The 22,027-nt window shown below is 47.8% G+C and carries 23 protein-coding genes; 14 read left to right on the top strand and 9 right to left on the bottom strand.

Features of this window, described 5'->3' with window-relative positions:
* Positions 1-534, top strand: a 534-nt coding sequence (locus KKE17_11230; protein ID MBU1710566.1) for an AI-2E family transporter, incomplete at its 5' end; no start/stop codon positions are given.
* A gap of 183 nt (positions 535-717) precedes the next feature.
* Here the strand turns inward: KKE17_11230 and KKE17_11225 are convergent.
* The 5 genes from KKE17_11225 to KKE17_11205 all read right to left on the bottom strand — a co-directional run bounded on the left by KKE17_11225 (position 718) and on the right by KKE17_11205 (position 3,958).
* Entirely contained in the window at positions 718-1,263 is a 546-nt protein-coding gene (locus tag KKE17_11225) for a C-GCAxxG-C-C family protein (protein MBU1710565.1), read from the bottom strand.
* 33 nt (positions 1,264-1,296) lie between these two features.
* Positions 1,297-1,560, bottom strand: a complete 264-nt coding sequence (locus KKE17_11220) for a hypothetical protein (protein MBU1710564.1) — start codon at positions 1,558-1,560, stop codon at positions 1,297-1,299.
* 432 nt (positions 1,561-1,992) lie between these two features.
* On the bottom strand, positions 1,993-2,283 hold the full coding sequence (locus KKE17_11215; GenBank protein MBU1710563.1) for a 4Fe-4S dicluster domain-containing protein: 291 nt from the start codon (positions 2,281-2,283) through the stop codon (positions 1,993-1,995).
* Positions 2,284-2,337: 54 nt separating this feature from the next.
* Positions 2,338-3,450, bottom strand: coding sequence for a hypothetical protein (locus KKE17_11210; protein ID MBU1710562.1), 1,113 nt, complete (start codon positions 3,448-3,450; stop codon positions 2,338-2,340).
* 202 nt (positions 3,451-3,652) lie between these two features.
* Positions 3,653-3,958 (bottom strand): metalloregulator ArsR/SmtB family transcription factor, encoded by a 306-nt coding sequence (locus KKE17_11205; GenBank protein ID MBU1710561.1) that lies wholly within the window; start codon positions 3,956-3,958, stop codon positions 3,653-3,655.
* A gap of 356 nt (positions 3,959-4,314) precedes the next feature.
* On the opposite strand from KKE17_11205, the gene KKE17_11200 reads away from it, so the two are divergent.
* The 11 genes from KKE17_11200 to KKE17_11150 all read left to right on the top strand — a co-directional run bounded on the left by KKE17_11200 (position 4,315) and on the right by KKE17_11150 (position 12,896).
* A complete protein-coding gene (locus KKE17_11200; GenBank protein ID MBU1710560.1) occupies positions 4,315-4,917 on the top strand; it encodes an RlmE family RNA methyltransferase in 603 nt (200 codons plus the stop codon).
* Between the two features lie 65 nt (positions 4,918-4,982).
* Positions 4,983-5,732, top strand: a complete 750-nt coding sequence (locus tag KKE17_11195; protein MBU1710559.1) for a YebC/PmpR family DNA-binding transcriptional regulator — start codon at positions 4,983-4,985, stop codon at positions 5,730-5,732.
* A gap of 17 nt (positions 5,733-5,749) precedes the next feature.
* Entirely contained in the window at positions 5,750-6,235 is a 486-nt protein-coding gene (gene ruvC / locus KKE17_11190; protein ID MBU1710558.1) for a crossover junction endodeoxyribonuclease RuvC, read from the top strand.
* 14 nt (positions 6,236-6,249) lie between these two features.
* The gene (gene ruvA / locus KKE17_11185; protein MBU1710557.1) at positions 6,250-6,867 is read left to right on the top strand and encodes a Holliday junction branch migration protein RuvA; all 618 of its coding nucleotides are present in this window, start codon (positions 6,250-6,252) and stop codon (positions 6,865-6,867) included.
* A complete protein-coding gene (gene ruvB / locus KKE17_11180) occupies positions 6,864-7,904 on the top strand; it encodes a Holliday junction branch migration DNA helicase RuvB (protein ID MBU1710556.1) in 1,041 nt (346 codons plus the stop codon). Before ruvA ends, ruvB begins: the two co-directional genes overlap by 4 nt.
* Positions 7,905-8,073: 169 nt before the next feature.
* Positions 8,074-8,928, top strand: coding sequence for a 3-methyl-2-oxobutanoate hydroxymethyltransferase (panB, locus tag KKE17_11175; protein MBU1710555.1), 855 nt, complete (start codon positions 8,074-8,076; stop codon positions 8,926-8,928).
* A 67-nt stretch (positions 8,929-8,995) separates the two neighbouring features.
* Positions 8,996-9,754 (top strand): MotA/TolQ/ExbB proton channel family protein, encoded by a 759-nt coding sequence (locus KKE17_11170; GenBank protein ID MBU1710554.1) that lies wholly within the window; start codon positions 8,996-8,998, stop codon positions 9,752-9,754.
* An 81-nt stretch (positions 9,755-9,835) separates the two neighbouring features.
* Entirely contained in the window at positions 9,836-10,570 is a 735-nt protein-coding gene (locus tag KKE17_11165; GenBank protein ID MBU1710553.1) for an OmpA family protein, read from the top strand.
* Between the two features lie 42 nt (positions 10,571-10,612).
* Positions 10,613-11,215, top strand: a complete 603-nt coding sequence (locus tag KKE17_11160; protein MBU1710552.1) for a PilZ domain-containing protein — start codon at positions 10,613-10,615, stop codon at positions 11,213-11,215.
* Positions 11,216-11,298: 83 nt separating this feature from the next.
* On the top strand, positions 11,299-12,135 hold the full coding sequence (locus KKE17_11155; protein ID MBU1710551.1) for a fumarate hydratase: 837 nt from the start codon (positions 11,299-11,301) through the stop codon (positions 12,133-12,135).
* 185 nt (positions 12,136-12,320) lie between these two features.
* A complete protein-coding gene (locus KKE17_11150; GenBank protein MBU1710550.1) occupies positions 12,321-12,896 on the top strand; it encodes a FumA C-terminus/TtdB family hydratase beta subunit in 576 nt (191 codons plus the stop codon).
* Between the two features lie 13 nt (positions 12,897-12,909).
* Here the strand turns inward: KKE17_11150 and KKE17_11145 are convergent, their stop codons facing one another.
* The 4 genes from KKE17_11145 to ftsE all read right to left on the bottom strand — a co-directional run bounded on the left by KKE17_11145 (position 12,910) and on the right by ftsE (position 17,634).
* The gene (locus tag KKE17_11145) at positions 12,910-14,334 is read right to left on the bottom strand and encodes a S41 family peptidase (protein ID MBU1710549.1); all 1,425 of its coding nucleotides are present in this window, start codon (positions 14,332-14,334) and stop codon (positions 12,910-12,912) included.
* Positions 14,335-14,644: 310 nt separating this feature from the next.
* Positions 14,645-15,913, bottom strand: a complete 1,269-nt coding sequence (locus KKE17_11140; GenBank protein MBU1710548.1) for a peptidoglycan DD-metalloendopeptidase family protein — start codon at positions 15,911-15,913, stop codon at positions 14,645-14,647.
* A gap of 1 nt (position 15,914) precedes the next feature.
* Positions 15,915-16,802, bottom strand: coding sequence for an ABC transporter permease (locus tag KKE17_11135; protein ID MBU1710547.1), 888 nt, complete (start codon positions 16,800-16,802; stop codon positions 15,915-15,917).
* 172 nt (positions 16,803-16,974) lie between these two features.
* Entirely contained in the window at positions 16,975-17,634 is a 660-nt protein-coding gene (gene ftsE, locus KKE17_11130) for a cell division ATP-binding protein FtsE (protein ID MBU1710546.1), read from the bottom strand.
* A 661-nt stretch (positions 17,635-18,295) separates the two neighbouring features.
* Here ftsE and KKE17_11125 point away from each other — a divergent pair.
* Positions 18,296-19,672 carry a sigma-54 dependent transcriptional regulator gene (locus tag KKE17_11125; GenBank protein MBU1710545.1) on the top strand — a complete coding sequence of 459 codons (1,377 nt, stop codon included), beginning with the start codon at positions 18,296-18,298 and terminating at the stop codon, positions 19,670-19,672.
* Positions 19,673-19,836: 164 nt separating this feature from the next.
* A complete protein-coding gene (locus KKE17_11120) occupies positions 19,837-21,921 on the top strand; it encodes a tetratricopeptide repeat protein (GenBank protein ID MBU1710544.1) in 2,085 nt (694 codons plus the stop codon).
* The last annotated feature ends 106 nt before the right edge of the window (positions 21,922-22,027 follow it).

Below are 22,027 nucleotides of genomic sequence, written 5' to 3'. Positions count from 1 at the left end.
TGGCTGCCAAACAACAGTTACGAGCTCGGCTGGTTGATTTATTACCGGGTGACAAAGCAGTTGCAGAAGTATATTCGTGGCGTGCTCATTCAATCCTTTATCGTCGCACTGGTGGTCAGTATCGGTTTTTTTATGCTGGGGATTGAGATGGCGGTGCTGTTCGGCTGCCTTGCCGGGGTGCTGAATCTCATCCCCTATGTCGGGCCATTGCTCGCCATGGTCATGCCGCTGTTGATGGTTGTGGGATCCGGCGCCTTTGAGCCGATGCAGGCTGTTGGTATTATAGGAGTCGTGCTGTTTGCCCAGATAATCGACAACGTCATTGTCATCCCGGCGGTTATTGCCAGCACCGTGGATCTGCATCCCCTGACCGTTCTGCTCGGGGTAATGATCTTCGGTTATCTGTTCGGCTTTATCGGCATGCTCGTTGCCATCCCGCTCATGGCAACCTCAAAGATAATCTTCAATGGCCTGCTCTACGGTCTTGAGGGCCATGACCTCCCGGAATCGGAAAGATCCCCTGTTTCCGAATAATTATTAAACTCTTGAGTTTTCCCCCGGCAATCAGGGCCGCAATAATCGTGGTCTGTCCCGAATTCACTTAGTTCAATTTCCTATTATTTCAGCCCGTAAAAAAGGAGGGCAGGTCCTTTCTGAGAACCTGCCCCCTTATCATGTCCAGGCAGCCGTGAAAAGCTGCATCAAAAAACTGGAATCCTACTTGGTGTGGTCGTCATGGCACATATCACATACCATCCTTCCCTGTTGATTGTTTTCTGCCCCTGCAGGTCCATGACAGCTGAGGCAATGCGCGGTCGCGGCTGAGACGGCTGGAAGCGACTGTTTGTATTTCCCATCCGCATAGTCATTCAGCATCAAGACGGTCTGGAACGCTACTTCACCCGCCACCTTGGCGCAGCGGTCCTTTTTTTCTTTGGAAGATACCTGCACTCCGGCTTTCATGGCCCAGGTGGATACCGAGATGTGACACAGGGGTGAATTCGGAACTACACGGACCTGCTTCGGAAAATAGCAGATGGCATCAAAACGATCAGTTGGGAAGTTGGATACTGCGTACCAGTTGAGCAGGTGGGCGACCATCTGTGTATGTGTCTGGTTCTTATCCATGGTAACAAGATTGATGAGGGCAGAGCAGGCACCGAGTGAACCGCAGAGTGTCCCCTGTCCGCCGTAACCTGCGGCCGCGTGTTGCATCATATCATCAGAAAGCATGGTGTAAGGAAAACCGATTTTTTCTTTCATAAGGCTGAGGACCCCCAGCCAGGCACCGGAGCCTCAGCCACCCTTTGCGTGATAATTCTTGTAGGCCCTCTTCCCTGCTTCGTCCGCATCGAGCTTGCTATATTTCCAGGGGAGGGGAGGCGCTGTCGGGGGAGCAGCCGCAGTCGCTTCCTTGCCAGAAAGCAGACCTCCACCGGCTGCAACCAGCAGGCCACCTGCGGCGGCAGCACCGGCAGTGTTCAGAAAACTTCTCCGGGAAATTCTTTCAGACTCATCTTGTTTGACTTCATCTCTTGGCGGGTGTTTGTACATCGTCATCCTCCTTAACTTGGTTCATGATTATCGGCAGTTACAGCCGTGTTAAAAGCACGAAAAGGATTCATTTTTTTTTAAGGGCAGGACTCTACCGCTCAAACATCAGCTCGGCCGATCGTCTCAAACCCGATAAATCTGATTACCAGGCGAATTCGCACCTGTCAAACAAATTAGGCCTGAACCCGAACTGTTCTTTAAAATAATTTCAAGGTGTTTTCGGCAACGGAATTCATTGCCGAGATCACCCCGTATATCCTGGAGAAGTCATTTAAGTTCGTGCGCTATTACAGTTGGTGTTCCAACCGATCCAGAGGAGAATGGCTGAAAGCGGAAAAGGTTGTAGTTGGCAAGGAAATTGAACTGGTTCATCTTTCTTCTGAAAGCGGGGGTATCTCAATGTGACCCTTAATCTGTTTTAGGAGCATATTATGATTCTCAGCAGCAGTCCGGGCCGCAGTCTGCAGCCTCTTTTCCTTTAAGCCAGACCTGGATGATGTAGGAGGCGCATCCTACGCCGGGAGTGACGCTGATCGCTTTCACCGGGCAGTTGGTGGCGCAGGCGCCACACTCCATGCACAGATCATGGGCAATGATTGTTGCCTTTTCTCCCTTTTCAACCTCGAAGACGCCATGGGGGCAGACCGTACTGCACATGCCGCAGCCAATGCAGGGCTCTGGATCGAGTTTCAGGGTGGCAACGCCGGGCAGGTATCTGAAGGTATCCATTATGTTTCTCCAAAATAATCAGCAAGTTAAGCTGTTAAATCGTTTTGATTATCCTTAAATAAACGGTGCTGCAACCCAGGCAATGATTGCGCCAAGCACGGCAAGGGCCTGCACCGGCATGAAGCGCCGCATTTCCTTTTCAACTCCGGAAGGGGAGGTGTAGGGGGTTGCGCCGGTAAAGTTCATCGCAGCATACGAACTGATCGCAACCGCACTGAGCACCATTGCGGCGATTTCCAGAGTGGAGATATTCCCTTTATGGAGGAATATAGTTGCGTATCCGGCCATGAGTCCGAGAATAATTCCCTTTAAGGCAAATTGTTTTCCCGGAATCCACGGAAGCAGCGCCGGGGTAAGTACCGCGCCGGCGATGACTCCGGAGAAAAGCGCGGCAATTGCCATGAGTCCGCGCTGCCAGGCGGCGGAAATAGAAAAAATTTCCGTGCCGATTCCAGAAAGAAGCATAATTCCGAAAAGAACCAGGACCGTGGTCCGGCTCAGGATAAGGGATAATTCCACCGGCACCAGGACCAACCGGTCAGCCAGAGTAAAAGTCGGGCGCCGCATGTGAGGTTCGGCTTTTTTCCCGGCGCGGATAAACTCCGGGATGTCGTTTGCTTGTACCGGACCCCAGATAACTTTGAATCGGCAGGCCTTTCGCACATCAAAGGCTGATACTCCGGGCGCTCCAAGCTGTGGCAGGATGAGTTCCCGGTGTTTGATGATTTTATCCAGCTGGGTGGCCTTGACCTGTCGGCAGACTTCCTCTGTGGAAAAGGTCTTTTTACCTGCCGCACACCAGACATTGATTCCCCGGGTGTCCAGGACCAGGATCCAACCGCTGATTCCGGTAAGTTCTCTGCGCAGGGCATCAAAGGAAAGCTTGTAGTTTGCCGTGACAAAGACAGGATCTTCCGGGCCGGGAGATCCAACACAATAGAGTCCCGGCGCGACTTTATAGTCATTGCGCTTATAACCCAGTCGCACCCGTATGGCTCCCATCTGGTCGCTCATGACAAGGTTGGTGGAAACTTTGGGCACAGGACCCACAGGCGTTTCAACCAGATCCTCAACAAAATGCCACAGCTGGTATCCGGGACGTTCAATATGGCTGCTGGGAGGTCCGGCCGGGGCCCCGCAGCAAGGTTCATCGTCAATCTTCGCCATGGGAATATTCAGCGGCCCAACTGATGGCGCGGGGCAACAAGAGGTTGTTTTGCGCTCTGTCGGCGGACAGCATGAGGAAGTTGATTGCTCTTTCGGGGGGAAGCATTGCGAAGCATCCGGTCCGCAACTCTTACCCTGGTATTTTTCCAGGGGGATTTTAAGTTGTATCATATGATCTGATCCTTGATATTCGGTAAGAACTTTAGAGCTGTTCCACCATCTGCTTGAATTTTTCAAAAACATCCTTGTCCAGACAATAACAGGTGCATGGCCCGTTGATTTCGCCTTTGATCAGGCCGGCATCTTTGAGACTTTTGAGATGCTGGCTTACTGTTGACTGGGCCAGCGGCAGGATGTCGACTATCTGGCCGCAAATGCATTTATCCATCTTTTTCAAGTATTTGATGATCTTAACCCTTGCCGGATGGCCCAACGCCTTACAGAGATTTGCAAGAGGGGTTGATTCCAAGGAGATTTTGCTGTTATTGTCTAGTGTTTGTGGAGGCATGAGCTGGTTCCTTATGGTTAATCGTTAAATTACGATAAGTAATTGATGAGGTCCTGTCAACCTTGTTACAATAAAAAAATCTGATTTCACCTGGCTTGAAGCAAGGCTATGGCTTAGCGATGAAGGTAATCGGAGCAGATGCAAGCCTGTTTTACTTCAACGCAATGACATATTTTCCATTTCGAGGGTGATGATCATAAAAAATATTTGCAAAAAGAGTCTTTGGGGATGCGGCAATTTAACTTGTCAATATGGGCCAAATAAGCTAGTTTTTACACGCATAGTAAGAGATTTTAAGATCTCGCCTGTGGTGACAATTTCTTCAGATAAAATCCTTAGAGCAGAAAGTTTTATACGTGAAAAAAGTTCAGGATCATTATTTCAGGCGGGCAAAAAAGGAAGGCTATCCTGCCCGGTCCGTTTATAAATTAGAAGAAACGCAGCAGAAATATAAAATAATTAATAAAGGGGATATTGTTCTTGACCTTGGGTGCCAGCCAGGCAGTTGGTCCCTTTATGCGGCAAAGGTGTCCGGCCCTCAGGGGCTGGTGATTGGCGTTGATATGCACAAGGTGGGGGATTTATACCGTACCGGGGCTGCAAAAATCATCAGTATCCAGGCCGATATAATGGACGAAAACATAATGGAGCAGCTCAAGGAACAGGCCATTTCCTATAATGTTGTATTGAGTGATATTGCACCGCATACAACCGGAAACAAATGGACCGACCAGTGTCAGTCAATTACTCTTGCGAGTCGATGTTTTGAAATTGCTGGAAATGTGCTTCATGAGGGTGGAAATTTTTATTGTAAGATTTTTCAGGGAGAAGATGCGAATGATTTTGTGAAAACAGTGAACAAAAAGTTTCAAACGGTGAAAACAGTCAAACCGAAAAGTTCCCGTAAAGAAAGCGTCGAGATGTTTGTTTTGGGGATGAATTATACCGGGAATAGATAAGGATATTATTAAGATATGGCCCAGGATTTCAGGTCTTGTGCCCGATGCGGACTAGAGGAGATACAATGTCAGGTCACTCAAAATGGGCTAACATAAAACACAGAAAAGGCGCGGCAGATGCCCGGCGCGGTAAAATATTCACCAGACTTAACAAGGAAATCACCGTTGCAGCCAGAATGGGCGGCGGCGATCCCCTGGGCAACCCCCGGTTGCGTTCTGCCATCGCCTCAGCCAAAACTGAAAATATGCCCAAGGACAATATCGATCGGGCGATAAAAAAAGGCACCGGTGAACTTGAGGGAGCGGTTTATGAAGAAATTACCTATGAGGGTTACGGCCCCGGTGGAGTGGCGATCCTGGTGGATTGCATGACCGACAACAAAAACAGGACGGTTGCCGATGTCAGGCATTATTTTGCCAAGAGCGGCGGCAATCTCGGCGAAACGAATTGTGTCGCCTGGATGTTTGATCGGAAGGGGTCCATTTTAATCGATAAGGAAACGGTCTCTGAAGAAAAGCTTATGGAGCTGGCCCTTGATGCGGGTGCTGAAGATGTTATTGAGGAAGAATCCGCATTTCAGGTATTCACTGCGCCCGATGATTTTGACGCGGTCCGTGAAGCGCTTCAAGCAGCAGGAATTTCCTTTATTGAAGCATCTGTTTTAATGGTTCCCAAAAATATCGTTGAAGTCGCTGAGGAAAAAGTTGCCAGGCAGGTTTTAAATCTCCTTGAGAAGCTTGAGGATTATGATGATGTTCAGAATGTCCATGCAAATTTTGATATTCCGGATGAAATAATGGAGTCATTGCAATAGCCATCAGCAAAGGGAAAATTCGCATACTGGGGCTGGATCCCGGTTCCCGGATCACGGGCTACGGAATAATCGACAAGATCGGCCCTGATTTGGAGTTTGTCACCTGCGGCGTTATACGTGGGGATCAGAGGCTTACATTTCCGGAAAGACTGCTTGCTATCCATAATGGCGTCTGTGATGTTATTGACCAGTTTCAACCGACTGTTGCCGGGGTTGAGGATGTTTTTGTTTCGGTGAACCCCAGGTCCGCCCTGAAGCTCGGTCATGCCAGAGGAGCGATAATCATTGCCGCTTTGAAAAACGGCATCAGCGTCAGGGAGTATACCGCCCGGGTGGTCAAACAGGCGGTTGCCGGATACGGGCAGGCGTCAAAAGCCCAGGTTCAGCAGATGGTTCGGGCCTTGCTCAGCCTGTCAGCGACGCCGAGTCAGGATGCCTCGGATGCCCTGGCAGTGGCGATGTGCACCGCTAATCACCTCGGCTCCATGCCCCTAATTTTGTAACCGGAGATGAGATCATGATCGCCTGCCTTGAAGGGGAATTATTCAGTAAATCGCCGGACAAGCTGATCATTAATGTCAGCGGCGTCGGCTATGAAGTTTTTTTCCCGCAAACCGGATTTACCCGCCTGCCGGAAATCGGCGAAAAGATTTTTCTTCACATTTATACCCACGTCCGGGAAGATATTCTGGCGCTTTATGGGTTTATCGAAGCAGAGGAAAAACAGATGTTTCTCCTCCTGGTAAGTGTCTCAGGCGTCGGTCCGAAACTTGCCTTGAATATTCTTTCCGGTATTTCTCCTCAGGACCTGAGCCGGGCCATTGTTTCAGAAAATCTGCATACCCTGACCAAACTTCCCGGGGTCGGGAAAAAAACCGCGGAACGCCTTTGTCTGGAGTTGAAGGACAAGGTGCAGTTTATTCCGGCATTCGGGCAGAACCTGGAAAGAAATGAAAGCAGAATGGACGGCGGCAACCAGAAGATCGCAGATGTTATTTCCGCGCTGGTCAATCTTGGCTATACTCCGCTGAGAGCCCGTGAGGCTCTTGAGATTGTTCGGCGTAAGGTCAAGGATGACTTTCAAACCATGACCCTTGAGGAATTGTTGCGTCAGGCGTTGAGGTCGGTTGGATGAATTATGAAGAACGCATAGTCAGTACCGCGGTTAAGCGTGAAGATCTGTCCGCTGATGTTGATTTGCGGCCGAAATTTCTTTCCCATTATGTCGGCCAGGATCAACTTAAAAAGAATCTTGATATCGCGATGATGGCTGCCAAGGGGCGTGGCGAGGCCCTGGATCATGTATTGTTTCATGGTTTTCCTGGGCTGGGCAAAACCACTCTTGCATACATTATCGCCAATGAGATGCAGGCGAATATCAAGGTGACATCCGGCCCGGTTATTGAACGGGCCGGCGATCTGGCGGCAATACTCACCAGTCTCCAGGAAGGCGATGTACTGTTCATTGACGAAATTCACCGGCTTAATCACGTGGTTGAAGAAATACTTTATCCGGCAATGGAAGATTTTCAGCTGGATTTGATTATCGGCCAGGGTCCCGGAGCCCGTTCGGTGAAAATGGATCTTCCCCGCTTTACTCTGGTGGGCGCCACCACCAGAACAGGGTTGCTCACCCCGCCGTTGCGGGACCGTTTCGGAGTCATCCTCCGGCTTGATTTTTATACTGTTTCAGACCTTGAGACCATCATCAAGCGATCTGCAAAAATTCTCGGCATTCCTCTGGATGAAGCCGGCGCCAGGGAAATCGGCAGCAGGTCACGTGGTACACCGCGGATTGCCAACCGATTGCTCAAAAGGCTGCGAGACTATGCTCAGGTGAAGGCGGAAGGCAAGATTACCGCGGAGGTCGCTGACGCGGCCCTGAACCTGCTGGCAGTGGATAAGCTGGGACTCGATGAAATGGACCGCAGAATATTACTGACGATAATTGATAAATTCGACGGCGGTCCCATCGGCATTGATACTCTTGCCACCGCAGTCTGCGAAGAAAAGAACACCCTGGAAGATGTGTATGAGCCGTTTCTGATCCAGAACGGTTTTCTCAGCAGGACTTCTCGCGGCAGGGTGGCGACTCTTGCTGCTTATGAGCATTTCGGCAGAACCTTCAGGGACCGTGATACAGCTGTAGAGAATAACCGGAGGTTGTTTTAGCTTTTGCGATTAACCGCAAAAAAAGTGGGAAAGAAGGTTGGCTTTGGACGCTTAATCGATAATCAGTTTAATAAAACAGCAGCTTTTTTTTATAAGAAGAATTTGCAAAAGTATGGTCAAGGTATTCAGGATTATTTTTTTTAAGAAGATGTGGTATTCTCTATAACGTATGAATAACAAGATAACCATAGCAGAGATTAGGGCGATGAAGAAAGCCGGTGAGAAGATCACCATGCTTACCGCCTATGATTCAGGTTTTGCCGGGATCCTTGACCAGTGTGGCCTTGATATGGTTCTGGTTGGCGACTCCCTGGGCATGGTTGCTCTGGGGTATGATTCCACTATTCCGGTTACCATGGAAGAAATGTTGCACCACGCAAGGGCCGTTAGCAGGAAGGTGAGCCGCGCCGTTCTGGTTGGGGATATGCCGTTCTTGTCCTACCAGACCGGCATTCATGACGCGCTTATCAATGCCGGTCGTTTCATGAAGGAAGCCGGTTGTGACGCAGTAAAACTTGAGGGTGGCGTGGAAATGTGTGAAATCGTCGCCGCTCTGGTCAGGGCAGGGATTCCTGTAATGGGTCATATCGGCCTTACGCCGCAGACCGCAAGTCAGCTTGGCGGCTATAAGGTGCAGGGTCGGGACCGTGAATCCGCCATTCGCATGCTGGCCGATGCGAAAGCCCTTGATGCAGCAGGGGTGTTTGCCATTGTCCTTGAATGTATCCCGGATAAACTCGCAGCAGCGCTTACCGGGGTGGTCAATGTGCCGACGATCGGCATCGGCGCAGGAGCCTCCTGTGACGGGCAGGTGCTCGTCACCCATGACCTGCTGGGAATTTTTGATAAAAAGATTCCAAGCTTTGTGAAGCGATACGCAAATATGGCACCCCTCATCAAGGAGGCCATAGCAAGTTACCACAAAGAGGTCAAGTCCGGAGATTTTCCTGATAATGATCATAGTTTTCAAATGCAGATTGATATTGAAAGCTTGTTGGACGATGCGGATAAGCCCGACCTTTAAATAATTGTGTTTGAGGGTGTTAACTGATCGCCGGTGACCGCCGGTTAAATACAAGGGAAGCCTTTTTATGGACATCGCAACAATAATAGGTCTGGTTTCTGGTTCTGTAATCCTCCTTTCCGCCATTATTCTGGGCGGATCTCCCCTGATGTTCATCAATATACCTTCGGTCCTGGTGGTCGGGGGTGGCACCTTTGCCACCATTTTTATCCGTTTCAGTATGAAGGATGTGGTCAACTGCATGAAGGTGACGATGAATGCTTTTTTTGTCAGGTTGAGCGTCCCTCAGGAAGTTATCCAGGAGATCGTCAATCTGGCGAATATTGCCCGTAAAAATGGCTTGATTGTTTTGGAGCAGCAACCCATTGAAGACAAGTTTTTGAAAAAAGCAATCATGTATTGTGTTGACGGACATGAAGCTGAATTCATCGAAGAAGTGCTTAAAAAGGAAGTCAATCTCACCGTGGAACGCCATGAGATCGGCCAGGGTGTGTTTAAGGGCATGGGGGATGCGGCGCCGGCATTCGGTATGATCGGCACCCTTGTCGGCCTGGTGCAGATGCTCGCAACCATGGATGATCCAGCATCCATCGGCCCCTCCATGGCGGTGGCGCTGCTTACGACACTGTACGGCGCAGTGCTTGCAAACCTGATCTTCCTGCCCCTTGCCGATAAGCTTGTACTGAGAAGTAAGGAAGAAGAAAGAAATAGAAAATTGATTATTGAAGGGGTTCTTGGAATTTTAAAAGGATTGAACCCACGAGTCATGGAAGAGTTCCTTGAGACTTTTCTGCCGCCCAAAGATAGAGGTAAGGCCGAAAAGTAGCGTTTTTGCGAAGCAGGTGCCGGTTCGGTCCTGTTTCGACGGTTCCACGATATAAAAGAATGAAATCGTTTATGGAAAGCCATGGCTGAAGAAGAAGTTAAACAAAAGAAACAACCTGCCGGTGCTCCCGTGTGGATGTGCACGTTTGCGGATCTGATGTCCCTGCTGATGTGCTTTTTTATTCTTCTCCTTTCGTTTTCCGAGATGGACAAGCAGAAATTCAAGCAGGTGGCGGGTTCCATGGAAAAGGCTTTCGGCATGCAGAAAGAGGAGCGTGCCGAGGATTCCTTGAGTGGAACGGATATAATTTCCACGGAGTTCAGGTCTATTCCAATGACCGTCCAGCTTCAGATCAGAGATGCGATTGTCGATGAAATGCAAGGGGGGCTCATCGAAGCGGATTATGGTCCGGACGGCTTGATTCTTCGCGTCAAAGGTGGGGTGGCTTTTGATTCTGGAAAAGATCTGATTCGGGACCAGTTCAGCACTATCCTGGACAAGCTCGGCAAAGTCCTGGTTACCCATGATGTCAATATTTCAGTCAGCGGCCATACTGATAATGTAACGCTCACTAAAGGGGCTGATTTTTCATCCAACTGGGGTCTTTCCGCATCCCGCGCTGTGCGGGTGATTGAATACTGGACTGAAAAGTATAATTTTCCTCCGGCACGTTTGTCGGCAACCGGATATGCGGACGGGCAGCCACTTGAGTCTAATGATACGGCTCAGGGGAGAGCAAGAAACCGGCGGGTTGAATTTAAAATCCGCCCAAACCAAACCAATATTGCTTTTGACGGCCTGGAGATTATTGAGTAGGGCCCACTTGCTTTTGACACATTTAGGACTGAGGTTGTTGAAATGAGCACAGAGAAGACCAGTGACGCAAATCGCCGACAATCAGTCAGAGTTTCGGACCGGGCACTTTTTGCTTGCGGAAAACTCTTGCCTGATGAGTACAAGGAAATTCTGGATGACTACAGCCGCGGCATATTACCTCGAAGGCATAAGGGCATAGCCGATATCGAGATGTTTATCGGCGCGCAGAGCGCCTTGTCAAGACTCCGGGAAAAGGATGAAGACCTTGCGGATTTTTTGCAGCACATGGATGCCAAAATCAGCCAGGTCCTGAAAAATGTCACCAATATGCCCTCTCCCCTGGATGAACTCCAGCTTCAGGAAATCAATATCAGTGGGGCTGGGATAGGTTTCGATACTGAGACTTCCTATGCCCTGAATGATATTGTTGAATGTTCCCTTGTCCTGTTGCCGAATTACTCATACATCCACTGCATTGGGAAAGTTGTAAGCTGTGAAGAAATGAAAAAAGAAGACAAGGCCAAAAAATACAGGGTGGCTCTGGAGTTTACGCTTCTCATCGAAGAAGACCGGGAAAGGATTATCCAACACAGTTTTAAACTACAGAGTGTAGCGCTTCGAAGCAGACGACTTGAAAATTATTAGCCTTCCTGAAACAGTAAGATGGACTTTTCGAAGTCTACATATCTACGAGTCCATCAATCATCCTCTACGGTAAGTATTTTGCGATGAGAGAAATAAGCAGCGCTGAAATTACTCAAGCAGTCAAAAAAATGGCGATGACCGCAGCCTGCGACCTTGAGCCCGATATCCTTGATGCCCTTCTAAAGGCACGAGACACCGAGACAGGTTTCCTTGCCAAAAATGCCATTGAAATGCTTCTTGCCAATGCCGATATTGCCAGCCGGGAAAAGATGCCCATTTGCCAGGATACCGGCATCTGCGTGTTGTTTGTATCTTTGGGTCAGGATGTTCATATCTCTGGAGACCTCGATGATGCTATTCAGCAAGGGGTGCGGGATGGCTATCGTGAAGGATATCTTCGCGCTTCGGTATGCGATCCTTTGACCAGAAAAAATACCGGGACTAATACCCCGGCAATTGTCCATGTTGAACTGGTTCCCGGTGATTCGCTGAAACTCAGTTTTTTGCCCAAGGGCTGTGGCAGTGAAAATATGAGTGGGCTCACCATGCTGCCCCCCTCGGCGGGAATTTCCGGAGTTGTTGAATTTGTCACCGAAAAAGTTGTGGCCGCAGGACCGAATCCCTGCCCGCCGGTTGTTGTCGGAGTGGGAATGGGAGGGACTTTTGAAAAAGCGGCTTATCTGGCAAAAAAATCCCTGCTGCGGCCGGTTGGAACGCCAAGTGCACGACAGGATGTGGCGGCCCTTGAAAAGGAAATACTTGCGGCAATCAATGCCAGGGGCCTTGGGGTTCAAGGCCTGGGAGGAATCAACACCGCCCTGGCAGTGCATATCGAGGTATTTCCTTCTCACATTGCAAGCCTGCCGGTAGCGGTGAACATTCAATGTCATGCGCATCGTTATAATCAGGTAGTATTGTGAGTGATTAGCCATTTAGGCTGAAGGTGTTTAGGTTACGAGCGAATAAAAAAATGTTTTTGTTGAAGTCGTCTTGCGATAAACCTATCTGTGATTAATACAAAAAACACTTAAAGTCTAACAGCCTTCTGCCTAAATAACCTTAACGTTGATCGATTGCCATTAAACCAATTGGCCAAGAGAAAACCATGTCATTATTGCGATATCGGCCGGAATTTTTAGATAATCTCAAGAATATAGTTCTGCCTTTTGCCGAAGGCGTGTTGGAGACCATCGAAGCTGGTGATCTTGTCAGTCTTACCGGATCTTTTTATACCGGCAGGGACCAGACCCATCGACGACTTTGCGCCCTGCTTGATGAGGGGAAAGAACTGCCGGTGGATCTGGCAGGACAACTCCTCTATTATGTGGGCCCGACGCCCGCGAAGCCTGGTCAGGTGGTGGGTGCGGCAGGGCCGACCACAAGTTATCGGATGGATCCCTACACGCCACGTCTTCTTGCTCTTGGATTAAAGGCGACCATGGGGAAAGGGGTGCGGTCTCAACCGGTCCGGGAGGCGATGGTCAAGCACGGCGCAATATATCTCGCAACCATTGGGGGGGCCGGGGCGCTGCTGTCCAAATCTATTAAGAAATGTGATTTGATCGCTTTTGAGGACGCAGGTCCGGAAGCGCTTTACAGAATGGAAGTGGAAGAATTTCCGGCCGTTGTGATCAATGATCTCAACGGCCGGGATTTTTATGAAATTGTCGCTGGGAAATAAGCCGGCACAAGAGTTACGGAGTTTTCAACCCACCGAAAACATTCAAGCCCTTGAGCAGGGTGAGAGCGGTCCGCAGCTGATTATCTTTCTCAATGGATTCTTTGATTAATTCCTCTTCGGATTTTTCCGAATCCTTATCGTCGATAATTTTTTTGTTCTTGTCTTCTGCCGGTTCTAATTCGTCAGAGGAATTTTTGCCCTCGATGTCTTCTTCAGCGGGTTCACCTTCCTCGGACTCATTGCCGTTTTCAATATGGTGTTTCAGGTCTTTTTCACGCAGGAATTTTGGTTTCTTTTTGGATGCGGCCGGCTCTTCCCTGTTATTGTGCACTTCAGTGGGAACTACTATATCAGGTGTAATGCCTTTTGCCTGTATGGAGATTCCGCTGGGGGTGTAATACTTTGCGGTAGTCAGGCGTAACCCCGCACCATTATTGATGGGGATAATTGTCTGGACGGAACCTTTGCCGAAAGTCTGGGCGCCGAGGATAATCGCTTTTTTATGGTCCTGAAGCGCTCCGGCGACAATTTCCGAAGCGCTGGCGCTTCCTTCGTTAACCAGAACGACCAGCGGGAAATCATAGGAGGTTCCTGCCGAGTGGGCTTTAAACACCATATTCTGCTCTTTGATGCGACCTTTTGTCGAAACGATAATTCCGTCGTCGATAAACACGTCTGAGATTTTTACAGCCTGATCAAGCAGTCCACCGGGGTTGTTGCGGAGATCAAGGACCAGACCTTTGATGTCATTATCATTGGTAAGATCTTTGAGGGCCTTTTTGAAATCTGTGGTGGTTTTTGACTGGAAATTGATGATGCGCAAATAGCCGTATCCGGGTTCAAGCATCTTTGATTTAACACTTTGTAAGGGGATATCATCCCTGACAATGGTGATTTCCTTGAGATCAGTCCAGCCCTTGCGGTGAATGGATATGGTGACGTTGGATCCCTTGGGGCCTCGAAGTTTTTTGACTGCCTGTACCAATGTCAGGTCACTGGTTGTTTCATCACCGATTTTGATAATCTTGTCGCCGGCCTTAAGTCCTTTTTTAAAGGCAGGAGTGCCTTCAATGGGGGATACCACCGTAAGAATTCCATCTTTCATGGTTATTTCAATTCCAATGCCGGAAAAACTCCCCTGAGTCTCAACTTTCAACTCTTTAAAATCATCGGGCTTCATATAGGATGAATGAGGATCCAGGGAGCTGAGCATTCCTTTTATCGCCCCTTCTATTATCTGCTGCGTATCGACATCCTCAACATAGTTTTTCTGGATTATGCTTAAGACATTTGAAAAAGCTTCCAGGTTTTTGTAAGTGTCTTGTGTCCTTGCAGAGACACCGCTGTCGTGGGACCAGAAAATTATTGAAAAAATTGTAACGCTTAATGCTGCGGTGAAGATGAGTTTTTTTACAAGTGGTTTTGTTTTGAATTTCATGCTGTTTCCCATGCTATAGACTGAAATTAATGAATATACTTTCCAGTTTCCATCCGAAAAGGTCTCTTTTCAAGTAAAAACGATGTCGATCGTAAGGATTTCGCGAGCGATGTACTCTACGAATTCGCGTAATTTTATGATCTCTTTGATGTTTTTGAAAATTGACTGTTTCCGACATTAAATGAACTCATTAGAAAGGTATGAGCGGTTTCAAAATTGATATTTTTTTATAGTATCACGATGCGTCTGGTCCTACAATCCATTAATCAAATTGTATGCAATTGTTGTTGTATTCCCTCAAGTAAAATAATTATTGACTGCGGGTGGCTTTGATTTTGAGTTTTGCATTATTTACCCAGTGGAGTGGATTCTCTGGTTTTGAGCCATGCCTGATTTCAAAATGCAGGCCTTCGCCGAGCAGACCTCCCTGGTCTCCCATTATGCCGATTACTTCACCCGTTGCCACATGTTCGTTTTCCTTCTTGAAGAACTGGGCCGCCCGGGAAGTCAAGCTGTAATACTGTTGTCCGTGGTCAATTATCATGAGATTGCCATATCCCCTTAAATGACCGGCGTAGACCACCTTGCCGCTGTAAATGGAGGTTATTTCATTTCCGGCCTCGGATTTGATATCTATGCCGTTTGCATAAGTCGTAATGCCGAATTTGCCTTTTTTGTTACGGCCGAAATAGGTGGTAACCGTTCCCGGTATGGGCGGATCAAGCCGTCCTTTTTGCGCCCCGAAACCATGACTTGGACCGGGGGGCCTTTTTTTGGGGAGTTCGGATAAGGTCTGGAGCTTCTGTTTTTCGGTGGAAGCCTGCTTTTTGAGATTATCAATGGTGCTGGTCAGATTTACAGAGGCTTCTTCCATCTCAAGCAGCGCCTGCTGGTATAATTTTTTTTCGGTGTTGATCCGGGTGAGAAGCACCATGCGCTCCTGTCTTGTTTCAGCAAGTTGCATCTCTTGTTGCTTGATCTGTTTGATGACGGCCATCAGCTGTTTGATGCCTTCCTGGAGCGTGTCGCGGGTCTCGGAAAGGGATTTGATTTTTTCACGGTAAGAAGCGATTACCTCCTGGTCGTACAGCATGAGATGACGGAAATATTCGTTGAAAGTCAGGAGGTCCGGAAGTTTGGCAGAGGAGAAGACAACATTCATAACCCCGATTGAGCCCAACTGATAATAGGCTGTAAGTCGTTTTTCCACATGGGTCTGGATAGTTTCCTTCTCGGTAAGAATTTCGACAAGTTCTTCCTGCTTGATTTTTATAAGTTTTTCCTGTTCATCGAGTTCTTTTTTATACTTTGCCAGTTTTTCACGTTCTTCTTTGAGGTTGGCGTCGAGTCTTTCCAGTTCGGTGAGGAAATTGATTTCTTCACTTCTGGAATCACGTATGCGGCTTTTATGATCTTGTATCCCCTTGTTCAGGCGGTATACCTTTTTCTGTTGATTGAGGATTTCCACCTCAAGGTTTTCAATGGTTTCCGGGCCGGATGCGGCATGGACGATGGCAGCAAGGAATACACCAATGAAAACAAGGAGTAGAAGTGATGTTTTTGGTGCAACGATTTTCATTTTAGATTCGCAGAAATTTACGGATGGATAAAAGACTTCCGCCGGCACATAACGCAGTCCCAATAAAAAGGATGGTAAGGGTGGTCAGCGGCGAAAAGAAGGAGAACTCCAGAAGATTGAGGAATCCAGGGCCGCTGAATTTGGCTTTGATCCATTGGAATAGCACGAAGAGAAAGATCAACCCGGTTGCCGACCCCAATAATCCCTGGAGTATGCCCTCGATAAACAGCGGACCCTGGATATATGAGTTGATCGCCCCAAGGAGCCTCAATACCTCAAGTTCGTCTTGCCGCGCAACAACGGTTAACCTGATTGTATAGGAGACAATGAATGTCGTGGTAAGAATCAGCAGACTGCCGCTCAAAAGTACAATTATTCTCAGGAGGTTGGTAAAATATCCCATGCGTTCAATCCAGTTGTGGCCGTATTGGACCTTGGATGCGCCGGGCAGGGTAGCGAGATAGTCAGCAAAAGATTTGATCTGCGTGAGATGTTTCAGACTTTTTTTCGGGTAGACCTCGATTGAAGGGGGTAGGAATGCTGAGCCAAGATCATTTAATACGTCTTTTTCTTTTCCAAGTTGATTGGTCAAACGTTCAAATGCGTCGTCCTTGGAAACGTAGACCACTTTTTCCACATCGCTGAATTCGCGGATTTTGCGCTCCATCTGTGCCTGCATCTCAGGGACGATTTCGCCTTCAAGGTACAGAATAATTCGTAGGTCATCGTCAAATCGGGAACCGGCCTTGATCATATTTATATAGATCAGGAAGAAAAAAGCGAAGATCAGCACAGACAGACTTACGGTGAGCAAAGTCATAACCTGTGTTCCCCAGGTGCTTTTTATGTTGCGGCCGGCTTGTGTGAAAATTGCGGACATGTGGCCCATGTCTTATCTCCTGCTTCGTGTCTGTCCGGAAAAGGTTAATTTGTCGTAACAGCAATGGTTAAGGCTGTCGATATGTGAACGGGCAAGCCAATGCGCGCCGTTTTTGTTTCAACCTGCTGCGTTTACTCAAAAATATATTCACGACCGGTCAGGCATTAATTTGATTCATCGGTTACATAAGTGAGGTTAGAAAGCCATGCTTTAAATCTAGAATCCGGTAATTTTTATTTTTATAGATCTCTTCGTCGTGGGTTGCGACCACAACAGTAGTCCCTTCCCTGTTAAGCTGCAGGAAAAGGTCGACAACCCTGTCAGACATCTCCCGGTCAAGGTTGCCGGTAGGTTCGTCGGCAAGCAGGAGCGGTGGTTTATTTGCTGCTGCCCTGGCAATTGCCACTCTCTGTTGCTCCCCTCGTGAAAGTTTTCCTGCCGGGGTATTCTGCTTGTCGGAAAGATTGAGCATGTCGAGAAGATCGGCGACCCGTGCGCGGATTTCCTGGGTATCCTTGTATAAAACCTCCATGGACATGGCAATGTTTTGGAGTACTGTTTTTTGGGGCAGTATCTTGAAGTCCTGATAAGCAACTCCGATATTCTGTCTCAGTCGCTGTATTCCGGAAGGGGTGATTTTACTGAGATCCCGCCCGGCCACTTCAATTAAACCTTTTGTCGGTCGTTCTATGCAGCAGATAAGTTTAAGAAAGGTGGTCTTGCCGGCGCCGCTCATGCCGGTCAAAAAAACCATTTCCCCCTTGTTTATAGACACGGAAACTTCCTGCAGAGCTACAACATCCGGAGTATAAACTTTAGTTACTTTGACCGCCTCGACGATTGGGCGGTTATTGGGATCGAAATCATTCATGTGTTTTAGAGGCTGTTTTTTTTATTTTCATTGAATCTCCCCGTGGTAAATAGCGGAGAATCACCATGGGTTGGGAAGATATATTGTTATTAGATGCGTTTGCTAATCCTTAGAGCGGAGAAGCACCCTTCGGGCATAAACGAAGAGTTATGGATAAGGGGAATGCATTTTTTTGCTGCATTCCCATGTATACCTTTTGAGGTATAACTGATTTCTACAATAAAACCAAGACATTATCTTCATGACGTTTAATTAGATGCATTTTGGTATAGTTTTGTACCGGTAAAGTCAGGTCATTGGTAACTATCTTAAATGTTTGCATATAGTGCCATCTCCCGACGCTCCGTGGAAATTTAAAGGCTTTGGGTGAAGTTATGAGCTATTTGATTCTACCGGCATTTGTCGGGCAGGTTTATTTTCATGCAGTGTTTCAGTGATGATGGGGGTGTGTTTCAGGGTATTATCCTTCAGTTTACCCTCGTAACTGTTTTATTAAGCCATGCTTTTATGTATACTGAATATGTTTTTGATGCAAAATGATAAAAAGGCTGCCACTTTTCTGTTAATATTGTATATAAAATAAATAATATCCAAAACTTATAACATTAATTCTTTTGCTTCAGCGCTGGCTATGAATACTATTTCCATCCTATTACTGGACGAATCTTCAGGGGACAGCCTGGGTCTCAGCACTCTATCAAAACAGGATCAGTTGTCTGTTTTCAGGGTAAGCCGGCGGGAAGAAGCCCTGGAGCACCTTGAAAACGAACAATATGATCTTTTTCTGGTGGTATTCGAATCCCTGAAAAATAAAGAATCCCTCATTCAGGAACTGGTTGATGCGGCAGTTGATACGCCGATTATCGTTTCATCGCACAATCCGAAGATTGCCGAGGTGGCTTCGATTATGCGTGCCGGTGCCGGAGATTATCTGGAAGCGCCGATCAGTCCTGAAGCGCTTAAGGTCTCCTATGGAAAACTCGTTTCCCGGCCGGGAGATGGCCTGAGATTGCCGAGTTCCTCCCGGACGAAGAAAAAAGATCTTGGCTTTGCCAGAATCATCGGTAAGAGCCGGAAAATGAAACAAGTCTTTTCTCTCATAGAAAAGGTTTGCAATGCCGATACAACGGTATTGGTTTTTGGTGAATCCGGCACGGGCAAGGAGCTTATTGCCCAGGCGTTGCATTACGAGGGCGCAAGGTGCGACGGACCTTTTGTGCCGGTCAACTGCGGCGCTATTCCCGGAGAACTTCTTGAAAGTGAGCTGTTCGGTCATGAAAAAGGAGCCTTTACCCATGCTATCCGGACAAGGACCGGGCGTTTTGAGATGGCTCATGGCGGAACGGTTTTTCTTGATGAAATATCAGAGATGAGCCCGATGCTTCAGGTCAAGATATTAAGAGTTCTGCAGGAGCGGCAATTTGAAAGAATCGGCGGCACCAAAACGATAAAATCTGATTTCCGGGTTATAGCCGCCACCAACAGAAACCTTGAAGAAGAGGTGAATGCGTCCCGTTTTAGAAAAGATCTCTATTATCGCCTCAATGTTATCCCCATTGAAGCGCCGCCACTCAGGGATAGAGCCTCGGATATTCCTCTCCTGGTGGATTTTTTCATGATTAAATACAAGCGTCATCAGCGCAAGGAACTTCATGAGATTACTCCTGAGGCCCTTGATTATCTCCTGAAATATTCATGGCCCGGCAATGTCCGGGAACTGGAAAACATGGTAGAAAGGATGGTCATCCTGTCCACCGGCGACAGGATCTCTGTCGATGATCTTCCTGAACGTCTGCTTGAGGCGGGCGGAAGATCATCTCATAATATTGAAGAAATTCCTTTAGAAGGGTTTTCCCTGAGTCAGTCAGTGGCAGACTTTGAAAAACGGCTTATTACCCAGGCCCTTGATCAGGCCGGCTGGGTGAAGAACCGGGCCGCCAAGTTGTTAAATGTTAATCGCACAACCTTGCTTGAGAAGATGAAAAGGCACGAACTTTTTAATCCGTAATGGTTGCCTGAAAAGGCGAAACCAGGATTGTCGTCTTCAATATCGAGAAATGAGCGGCTCAATAAGCGGCGGCGTCTAATCTATCCGGAGTCTTGCGGGGCTCGTTTCCCTGAGATGCCGACAATCCTTAAAGGATGATCATGGTGGGTTTTTTGGTTATTCTTATGAAAACAATAGTGAAAATCATCAAGAATTTTTCCCTTATCATTCAATTCTGTTGCGTCTTTGTTATCCTGATCGCTTTTCCTCTGCAATCTTCTGCAGAGGAAACCTCCACTAAGCCCGCAGACGCAGTAATTCAGCAACAACATCCCTCTGAGAGATTATGGGATAAGGCGATGATAGCTCTGGGCAAGGAAGATACCAAAAATGCCGCGGCCTATTTTTATCGGATTTATGATAAATACCATACAGCAGCCAATGCTGCTGATGCCTTATGGGAGGCGGTACAGATCTATAAGTCGCTAGCCAATGCCAGCCCGGTTGGGGATTGGCAAAAGGTTCGCGATCTGTTCAAAAGATTCATAACCGATTATCCGGACTCCCCGAAATATACAGAGGCCTATTTTGAGGTTGGAGTCTCCCATTTCCGTATGGGATATTATCGCGAGGCCCTGGTGTATCTCAATCTGTTTCTCGATCGCTTTCCCGATTCGGATTTTGTTCCGAAAGCAAAGGGCTGGCGCGGTAAAACCCTTATACAATTGAATCTGCCGGACGAGGCTGAAGAAATTTACCGCGAGCTTGTAAAAAGCAATGACCAGAATGTTCGGATAATGGGTCTCGTTGGCATTGGCGACACCCAGATTGCCAAACGGGAATACCCGGGCGCCCTGACATCATTTCTTAATGTAAACACCAAGTATCCTGCATATTATAAGGATAATCCCGAGTTTCTTATTCAGCTTGGCAGCGCTTTCTTCAAAAATAACCGGGAAGAAGAGGGAAGAAAGAATCTTTTCTTCTTTGTCAATCTGGCGGAAAAATCGTATCGAAGAACCGAGGTCATATTTGAGCTTGCGGAAAGTTATTTCCGCGAAGGGCAGGATGCCGCCGCCCAGAAACTTTATGAGAAGGCGGTTTTGGAAGGTGAAAAAGGTGAAAGAGCAACAATGCTCAGCAGCCTCCGGCAGGCCCAATACCTCGATGATCCGCAGATTAAGCTCAGCAGGTGGCAGCGTAAAGGCGATCTGACCGATCCCAAAGGTGACAAGGAATATCAGGAAGTATTAACATCCTATCCTTCTGACCCTGTTGCCCAGGATGCACGATACGGCCTTTTCATGCGCTATGTTGCCCGTCAGGAATTTGATCGTGCATATGAAGTCGGGAGAAGTTTTTTGAAACATGATAACCCCAAGGGAGACAAAAAGTCATCCGTGTTATCCGGGGAAATACTGCTGTATCTCATTCAGGAGTTTCTGAAACAGGAAAATTATAAAAAGGTGTATGAGCTGTATCTATCCGAGTATCGCCATGTAAGCTCCTATGAAAATGGCCGCCTGCTTTTTCTTGTGGGCCAGGCCCTTGAATCCCTGCTTCTTTATGATCAGGCTTCGGTTGTCTATTACCGGGCTCTTGCACTTCCCTTGAGCGATGCTGACAAGATTAATCTCTACTCCAGGCGTGCCGAAGTTTACATAGCCAAGAAGGATTGGACCGCCGCGAACCGGCTCCTGGAATACCTGCGCAAGATTTATAAGGATAAAAAGGAAGTGGGTGAGATTTATTATCAGAGCGGCAGGCTGGAGGAAGCGCTAGGCCAGGAGAAAAAAGCTCTTGAATACTATACTCAGGCGGTTGAAATTCTTACTTTTATTGAGAAAAAAGATATCTACACCCAGGCTCGCCTCAATATGTTATTTGAATTGAAGCGCTATAAGGAGGCCGCCGACGCCCTGGAAAATTTCAGAAAAGACGAGTTGCTTGCTTCCGACGTCCTTCAGGGATGGTATGGTCGGCTCGGGGATGCTCTCCGTGAGGAGAATAATTTTTCTGAATCTGCGCGGGCGTATCTTGCCGGGTTGACCGACGATATGCCCCAGGAAGGGAATCAGGCGCAGGGCATTCATTTGCATCTGGGCGATGTTTATTTCCGGATGGGTGAAAAGGAAAAAGGTATACAGCAGATGGAAAAGGCCCAGGAAGGCCCCAATGCGCTGTGGCAGAAACTCGCCATGGAAAGAATGAAACAGAGCAGTATTGATATTGCTGTATCAAAAGTTGGTTCCATTCTTGATAAACAATAATTTCTAAGCGAGCAAATAGTAATGAGTAAAAAGTCACGAGTGACAGGTGACGAGTAAACACATCAACTACTATTTACTTGTCACTTGACACTAAAAGGCTCGAAGT

The sequence above is a fragment of the Pseudomonadota bacterium genome (genome assembly GCA_018823135.1).
Taxonomy (GTDB): Bacteria; Desulfobacterota; Desulfobulbia; order Desulfobulbales; family CALZHT01; genus JAHJJF01.
Note: the sequence above shows the minus strand (reverse complement) of the source record. Positions and strands in the feature narration are given on the sequence as shown.